Source organism: Aestuariimicrobium sp. G57 (assembly GCF_050110855.1).
Classification (GTDB): Bacteria; Actinomycetota; Actinomycetes; order Propionibacteriales; family Propionibacteriaceae; genus Aestuariimicrobium.
Map to the genome: position 1 here is coordinate 120,956 of NZ_JBNINW010000001.1, position 7,330 is coordinate 128,285.

General features: G+C 69.1%; 6 protein-coding genes. 4 read left to right on the forward strand and 2 right to left on the reverse strand.

The features are described 5' to 3' along the window. Nucleotides 1-16: 16 nt before the first annotated feature. Together ACQCX5_RS00560 and ACQCX5_RS00565 are read right to left on the reverse strand one after the other, a co-directional pair. Nucleotides 17-2,629 carry a DNA gyrase/topoisomerase IV subunit A gene (locus tag ACQCX5_RS00560; protein ID WP_434540080.1) on the reverse strand — a complete coding sequence of 871 codons (2,613 nt, stop codon included), beginning with the start codon at nucleotides 2,627-2,629 and terminating at the stop codon, nucleotides 17-19. A gap of 115 nt (nucleotides 2,630-2,744) precedes the next feature. Then, nucleotides 2,745-3,611 carry an App1 family protein gene (locus ACQCX5_RS00565; protein ID WP_434540696.1) on the reverse strand — a complete coding sequence of 289 codons (867 nt, stop codon included), beginning with the start codon at nucleotides 3,609-3,611 and terminating at the stop codon, nucleotides 2,745-2,747. A 283-nt stretch (nucleotides 3,612-3,894) separates the two neighbouring features. Between ACQCX5_RS00565 and ACQCX5_RS00570 the strand changes: the two genes are divergently transcribed. The 4 genes from ACQCX5_RS00570 to ACQCX5_RS00585 are packed head-to-tail and all read left to right on the forward strand — an operon-like array spanning nucleotide 3,895 to nucleotide 7,239. After that, nucleotides 3,895-4,482, forward strand: coding sequence for a DUF5998 family protein (locus ACQCX5_RS00570; RefSeq protein WP_434540081.1), 588 nt, complete (start codon nucleotides 3,895-3,897; stop codon nucleotides 4,480-4,482). Between the two features lie 11 nt (nucleotides 4,483-4,493). Then, the gene (locus ACQCX5_RS00575; RefSeq protein WP_434540082.1) at nucleotides 4,494-5,675 is read left to right on the forward strand and encodes an alkaline phosphatase family protein; all 1,182 of its coding nucleotides are present in this window, start codon (nucleotides 4,494-4,496) and stop codon (nucleotides 5,673-5,675) included. Between the two features lie 44 nt (nucleotides 5,676-5,719). Next, nucleotides 5,720-6,394 (forward strand): thymidine kinase, encoded by a 675-nt coding sequence (locus tag ACQCX5_RS00580; protein WP_434540697.1) that lies wholly within the window; start codon nucleotides 5,720-5,722, stop codon nucleotides 6,392-6,394. Beyond that, on the forward strand, nucleotides 6,391-7,239 hold the full coding sequence (locus ACQCX5_RS00585; RefSeq protein ID WP_434540083.1) for a sulfurtransferase: 849 nt from the start codon (nucleotides 6,391-6,393) through the stop codon (nucleotides 7,237-7,239). The genes ACQCX5_RS00580 and ACQCX5_RS00585 overlap by 4 nt, the downstream gene beginning before the upstream one ends. The last annotated feature ends 91 nt before the right edge of the window (nucleotides 7,240-7,330 follow it).

Sequence of the window (7,330 nt, forward strand, 5' to 3'; positions counted from 1 at the left end):
CCCTAGACCTGTCGGTTCAGATCAACGTGTCCTGACCATCGTCCCCGGGTTCATCGCCACCCGTTTCATCGTCGTCCACCGGCTCGGCGCTCGTCGGGGACGCCGCGGCCGCCGCGCCGCTGCCAGCCGGTGCCGCGGCCGCGTCGCGCTCGTCCAGGGACACCGACAGGGCTCGGGTCGAGACGGCAACCACCGGCTGCTTCAGGGGCGTACCCGAGCCGTCCCGCTTGCCGGTGGCCGGCGGCAGGTCGACCGGTGAGCCCGAGGCTGCGGCTGCCACGGCGGGCTCGGTGCCGATCCAGCCGAGCAGCAGCACGTCCTCGCCCTTCAGGAACTTGTGGCAGCGCACGCCGCCCGTGGCGCGTCCCTTGCCGGGGTACTCGTCGAACGGGGTCACCTTGACCAGCCCGGCCTGGGTGCCGGCCAGGGCGGTGGTGCTGCCCGAGATGGTCACCACCACATCACCCGCACGTGCGGGGCCGAACCAGATCGCCTGCGCGCCCTGGGCCAGCTTGATGCCGGCGACGCCACCACCGGCCCGACCCTGCGGACGCACCACCGACGCCGGGAAGTGCAGCAGGTGCGCATCGCTGGTGATGAAGGCCAGGTCCGCGTCGTCGTCGGTCAGCTCGACGGCTCCGACGACGGTGTCCTTCGGTTCCAGCCGGATGACCTCCCACGAGTCCTTGTTGGCCAACAATTCGGGGTTCACCCGCTTGACCACACCCTGGGCGGTGCCGACGGCCAGCCCGGCCGCGCCCTCGCCCAGCGACGCCAGGCCGATCGGTGCCTCGCCCTTCTCGAAGGCGAACAGCTCTTTCGAACGCACCCCGCCCTTGAGCGAGGCCGCATGCGCGGTGAGCGGCACCGTGGGCAGGTCGATGGTGTTGGCCTTGATGAGCCGACCCTGGTTGGTGAGCACACCGAACTGGCCGTGTGCGGTGCTGCGGATGGCCGCCACCACCACGTCGTGGGACGCCCTGGGCCCCGAATCGGGCAGCACCTCGTCGGTGTCGATGCGCGCCATCAGCCCCGCCGAGCTGAGCAGCACCCAGCTCGGGCCGTCCGGGATCTCGAGGTCGCCAGACGCAGCGGCCGTGGTGACCACACCGGAACTTTCGAGCAGCACCGTACGTCTGGGCGTGCCGAACTGCTGGGCCACCTCGGTCAGCTCCTGGGCGACGAGCTTGCGCAGCACCTGGTCATCCTCGAGGATCTCGGTCAGCCTGGCGATGCGTTCCCGCAGTTCGTCGCGTTCGGCCTCGAGGCGGATGGATGACAGCCGGGTCAGCTGGCGCAACTGCATGTCGAGGATGTGGTTGGCCTGCATCTCGGTGAGGTCGAAGGCCTCGATCAGCCGGGTGCGGGCCTCGGCGGCATCGTCGCTGGAACGCACGATCGCGATGACGTCATCGATGTCGACGATCGCCAGCAACAGGCCCTCGACCAGGTGCAGGCGTTCGCTGGCCTTGCCGAGCTGGAACCGGGTGCGGCGCGTGGTGACCTCGAGGCGGTGGTCCAGGTAGACCTGCAACATCTCGAGCAGCCCCAGCGTGCGGGGCTGGCCGTCGACCAGGGCGACGCAGTTGATCGAGAACGAGTCCTCGAGCTTCGTCAGCTTGTACAGCTGTTCGAGCAGTGCGTCGGGGTTGATGCCGTTCTTGACCTCGATGACCAGCCGGGTGCCACGCTCCAGGTCGGACAAGTCCTTCACATCGGCGATGCCGGTGATCTTCTTGGCCTGCACCAGCGTCTTGATCTGTTCGATGATCTTCTCGGGCCCAACCATGTAGGGCAGTTCCGAGACGACGATGCCCTTGCGGCGCGGCTGCACCTGCTCGATACGGGCGGTGGCGCGGATCTTGAACGACCCGCGCCCGGTGGCATAGGCGTCCTGGATGCCGTCGAGGCCGATGATCTTGCCACCTGTGGGCAGGTCGGGACCGGGAATGTAGCGGGTGATCGTCTCGAGGGTGGCGCCGGGGTGCGCCAGCAGGTGCTTGCAGGCCTGAACGACCTCGACCAGGTTGTGCGGTGCAATGTTGGTGGCCATGCCCACCGCAATGCCGGTCGCCCCGTTGACGAGCAGGTTCGGGAAGGCGGCGGGCAACACCGTTGGTTCGTTCTCACGACCGTCGTAGTTCGGTTTGAAGTCGACGGTGTCCTCGGACAGGCCGGCGGTCATCGCGGTGGCCGGGGTCGCCATGCGGCACTCGGTGTAGCGCATCGCCGCGGGGCCGGCATCGAGCGAACCGAAGTTGCCATGACCGTCGATCAGCGGCAGCCGCATCGCCCACGGCTGGGCGATGCGCACCAGCGCGTCATAGATCGCAGTGTCGCCGTGGGGGTGCAGCACACCCATCACCTGGCCGACCACGCGGGCACACTTCACGTGGCCGCGGTCGGGGCGGATGCCCATCTGGTCCATCGAGTACAGGATGCGCCGCTGCACGGGCTTGAGGCCGTCGCGGGCGTCGGGCAGGGCACGGGAGTAGATCACCGAATAGGCGTACTCGAGAAAGCTGGTCTGCATCTCGTCGGTGACGTCGACGTCGATGACCTTCTCGAGTTCGTCGTCGCCGTTTGTCTCGGTCCCGTTGGTCCCGGTCGTCCCGACCCCGTTCGCCATCTGCTGGTTCCGGCCCCTTCACTTGACGTTGACGATTCAGTTTCCCAAACACCCCAGTTTCCCAAACGGCGCGCCCATCACCCAATTGGCGCGCCGTGCGGCGCGCCGAAGCGGCTCAGTGCTGGGGCTGCTCCAGCTCAAGCGCCGCCCTGACGCGGGGTGCCAGCGCATCGCCGTCCGGGGCCCGCACCTCGGGCACCTGCGTCGGCTGGTACTGCACATGGTTGGGGTCACCCAGCACCGTGGTCGTGCCGTGGGCGAGCACCTGCTGGGCCATGGTCAGCTGGCGAATGGCGATCGCACGCACATGCTCGGGCTGCAGGTCAGCGAACTCCCGGTAGAGCATCGGGTCGTGCTGGCCGTCGTCACCGACCAGCAGCCAGCGCACCTGGGGCAGGTCGCGGGCCAGCTCACGCAGCGCGCGCCGCTTGTGGTCGGGTCCGCTGCGGAACCAGCCGGTGTTCGTGGGTCCCCAGTCGGTCAGCAGCATCGTGCCTGCCGGGTAGCCGTGGCGCTTGATGAAACGGCGCAGGAACGGGTAAGTGTTCCAGGCACCGGTCGACACGTACACAGTGGGCGCTCCCGGGTGCTCGGCCAGCACCTGCTGGTACATGCGGGCCATGCCCGGCACCGACTGGCGGGCCTGCTCGGTGACCACGAACGAGTTCCACGCCGCGATCAGCAGGCGCGGCAGCCAGGTCGAGATGATCGTGTCGTCGATGTCGCTGATCAGTCCGAATGTCTGGGCGTCGTCGATCACCTGGATGGGCGCCTTCGTGGGCTGCGATTCCGGCGACCGCAGCATCACCTCATGCCAGCCCGGGGCCAGGCCGGTGTTCTTGACCCTCACGTCGATGTAGCCCCCGCGGTCGGTGCGCACGTCGATGGAGTTGTCACCGACGGCGACGTTGACCGCGGCGTTCGCGATCGGCACCTGGGCGAAGTTGCGCCAGCCGCGCTGGCGCAAGAAGTCGTCCGCCACCCGCATGAGGTCGCTGCGGGGTGTCGTGGGCGCCAGTGTGACTCGTCCAAGGATGCGCAACTGGTCGTTGGAGCCGTAGCCGGCGTAGGGGACGATCGTCTCGACCCAGCCGCGCTTGCGCATGCGTGCGGCGAGCCAACGACTGAAGATGGCATCGAGGCGTGCGCCGAGGAAGGGGCGATTCGTCATGGGCGCCAGCCTAGCCACGACGGCGGGCACCATGCGGCACCGACGACCGGTCGTCCGGCATGGGAGACCGTGGCGTGTGTGGGAGACTGGGCGGGTGCACGTGCAGCCCAACACCCACCACCTGCCCGAGCCGCTGGCGACAGCGATCCAGGACTGCGGGTTCTTCCCCGCGATCGTCCAGGATTCCATCGCGATGGCGCTCGCCGGCGAACCCGTCGTCGCCCACCTGGTGCACCACGAACCGACCTTCGTCGGTGACGAGGTGCACCGCCACCTGTCGGTGATGGTGATCACGCCCACGCGGCTGCTCGTGGGGCACACCGACGAGAGCAGCGACAACCCTACGGGCAAGGTGCAGGCCATCACGTCGACCGAATCCATTGCGCTGGGTCGGATCAACTCCGTGAACATGACCCGGGTCGTGGCCGACCCCGCCTCAGCCAACGGCACCCTCGTCGAGACGTGGCTGACCATCGGGTGGGGCACCATGAACCGCATCGAACTCGAACCGGCCCACTGCGCCGACCCCAACTGTGAGGCCGACCACGGGTTGTCGGGCTCGTTGGTGGCCGATGACCTGACCGTGCGGATGAGCCCGGCTGCGGACGGCGCTGAGTCGGTGGCCGCCCTGATCACCTTCGGCGGTGCACTGCAGCTCGCGGCTGCCGGGGTCGCCCGTTGAGCACCGGCCGGATGACGGACGCGCCGCTGTTGCCACGGTGGGGGCACTCGACCCTGGCCGACCTGTTGCCCAGCATCAGCGCCCACCTGGGGCTGGCCGAGGCAGGCGTGCCGAGCATCGACCTGCCGGCCTCGTCGCGCTATGTGCTGGTGCTGGTCGACGGCCTGGGCTACGACGTGCTGCAGCAGGGGTTGGCGGTGGCCCCGTATTGTGCGGGCCTGTTCGGGGACGCCCAGCAGCTGACCGCGACGGTGCCCTCGACCACGGCGACGTCGTTGACCTCGCTGGGCACCGGCGTGGGCCCGGCGGCGCACGGCATGGTGGGCTATTCGTTCCGCGACCCCCGCACCGGTGTCGTGTTCAACTCGCTGGCGTGGGACACCCCGACTGCTCCCGAAGACCTGCAGACGCAGACCACGTGGTTCGAACGCCTCGCCCTGGCCGGGCACGCCAGTCACGCCGTGGTGCCCGCCCGCTTCGACGGCTCGGGGCTGACCCGGGCAGCGCTGCGGGGGCAGGTCGTCAGCGGCCTGGTGCGTGAGGACGACGAGGACGACCTGGTGGCCCGCGCCGTGGCGGCGTCCCGCGCCGGTGATCGCAGCCTCGTCTATGTCTACGAACGGATGCTGGACCACACCGCCCATGCCCACGGGGTCGGACACCCCGCCTGGCGCAACCAGCTCGCCCGCATCGACGCCATGCTCGAACGGCTGCGTGCCGCCCTCGACGACGACGTGGTGATGCTCGTGACGGGCGACCACGGCATGGTGGACGTGCCGGCCGACCGGCGCATCATCTTCGAGGACACGCCGGCGCTGCGCGAGGGGGTCGACCAGTTCGGTGGCGAGGGGCGCTTCAGGCAGCTGTACACCACCGACCCGCTCGGCGTGGCACAGCGCTGGGCATCCGAGCTGGGTGACCGCGCCTGGGTGCGTACCCGCGACGAGGCCATCGCCGAGGGCTGGTTCGGTGCGGTACCCAGCGCTGATGTTGCGGGTCGCATCGGCGACGTGGTGGCGGCGATGCGTGACGACTGGGCCGTGATGAGCCTGTCCCTGCCCGGTGAACTCGCGCTGGTGGGCATGCATGGTTCGCTGACACGCGCCGAGATGGTGGTGCCGTTGCTGGTCGATGACCCCGCGCACGACTGGGGCGATGCGCAGGACTGGAACGACGGGGCGGAGGACTGGTGAGCACTGGAGCCGGGGCGGGGGATGCCGCAACCAGCGAGGACGGCATGCCCTGGGACGGCGAACATGCGCCCGGTGAACTGGTGTTCTTCTCGGGGCCGATGGACTGTGGCAAGTCGACGCTGGCGCTGCAGATGCACTACACCCAGTCGAGCCATGGCCGACGGGGGGCACTGTTCACCTGCCAGGACCGCTCCGGGGCATCGGTGATCACCTCGCGCATCGGCCTGTCCGCCCCCGCCGTCGAGGTCGGCCCCGATTTCGACTTCTGGGCGCACGCGGTCGCCGAGCTCACCACTGGCACCAAGCTCGACTTCGTCATCTGCGACGAGTCGCAGTTCTACACCCCCGAACAGGTCGACCAGCTGGCCCGGCTCGTCGACGAACTCGGCATCGACGTGTTCGCGTTCGGCATCATGGCCGACTTCCGCACCCAGCTGTTCCCCGGTTCACAGCGGCTGGTCGAACTGGCCGACCGGGTCGAGACATTGCAGGTGCAGCCGTTGTGCTGGTGCGGTGCCCGGGCCACCCACAATGCCCGCGTCGTCGACGGCCACATGGTCACCGAGGGTTCCCAGGTCGTGGTCGGTGACACCGAGAACCACACGGCCCAGGTGCACTACGAGGTGTTGTGCCGCAAGCACCACCGCCGCAGGGTGACCAAGCAGATGTCCCTCGCCACCCTGTCACCCGACCTGTTGCCCTTCGAGGAGGACCGATGAACACGAACAATTCGCCCTTGGTCAGCGCCGACGAACTGGCCGGACTGCTCGCCGACGACAACCCACCGCGGCTGCTCGATGCCAGCTACCAGCTCGGCAGCCCGGACTTCGGCGCCGAGCGGTACGCGGCCGGGCATGTACCGGGGGCCGTCTTCGTCGACGTCGAAGAGGTGTTCTCGGCCCATGTCGCTGCGGACGGGCGCGGTGGTCGCCACCCGCTGCCGTCCCCGGACGAGTTGCAGGCGGGTCTTCGGGCTGCCGGCATCAATGACGGTGATGCCCTGGTGGTCTATGACCAGTCCAATTCAATGGGTGCCGCGCGGGGCTGGTGGGTGCTGCGTGCTGCCGGACTCGAGCAGGTGCGCGTGCTGGACGGGGGACTGGCCGCCTGGCGCCAGGCTGGGCTGCCCGTCACGACCGACGTGCCGCTGGTCGAGCCCGGCACCGTGCGCGTCGTGTCGCTGGACCACGCCGACCGCGTCGATGCCGCTGGGGTTGCGGACGCGCTGGCGCAGGGTCGCCGCGTTGTCGATGTGCGCACGCAGGAACGGTTTCGCGGCGAGACCGAACCAATCGACCCGGTGGCCGGGCACATCCCGGGATCGGTGAACCTGCCCGCGGGCGGGCTGCAGCGTGCCGATGGGCAGTTCCTGGCCGTGGACGACCTGGCTGGTGCACTCGACGGGCTGCAGCCCGGCGACGTGGTCTCGTGTGGCTCGGGCATCACCGCGAGCAATGTCATCCTCGCTGCGCAGGCGGCCGGCGTGACGGGGCTGCGGCTGTATGCCGGCAGCTGGTCGGACTGGATCAGCGACCCGTCACGTCCGGTGGCGACGGGGGAGTAGCCCCGTCAGAAACAGAGAGCCCGGGGTGGTGGGGGGGGGGGGGAGGGGGGGGGGAAAGGGAGAGAACGGGCACTATAGAAGGAGAGGACAA

What these genes read in the sequence shown, in the direction of transcription:
- ACQCX5_RS00560 (WP_434540080.1), bottom strand. Translation starts at nt 2,629, where the DNA reads ATGGCGAACGGGGTCGGGACGACCGGGACCAACGGGACCGAGACAAAC.
- ACQCX5_RS00575 (WP_434540082.1), top strand. Translation starts at nt 4,494, where the DNA reads ATGACGGACGCGCCGCTGTTGCCACGGTGGGGGCACTCGACCCTGGCC.
- ACQCX5_RS00580 (WP_434540697.1), top strand. Translation starts at nt 5,720, where the DNA reads ATGCCCTGGGACGGCGAACATGCGCCCGGTGAACTGGTGTTCTTCTCG.
- ACQCX5_RS00585 (WP_434540083.1), top strand. Translation starts at nt 6,391, where the DNA reads ATGAACACGAACAATTCGCCCTTGGTCAGCGCCGACGAACTGGCCGGA.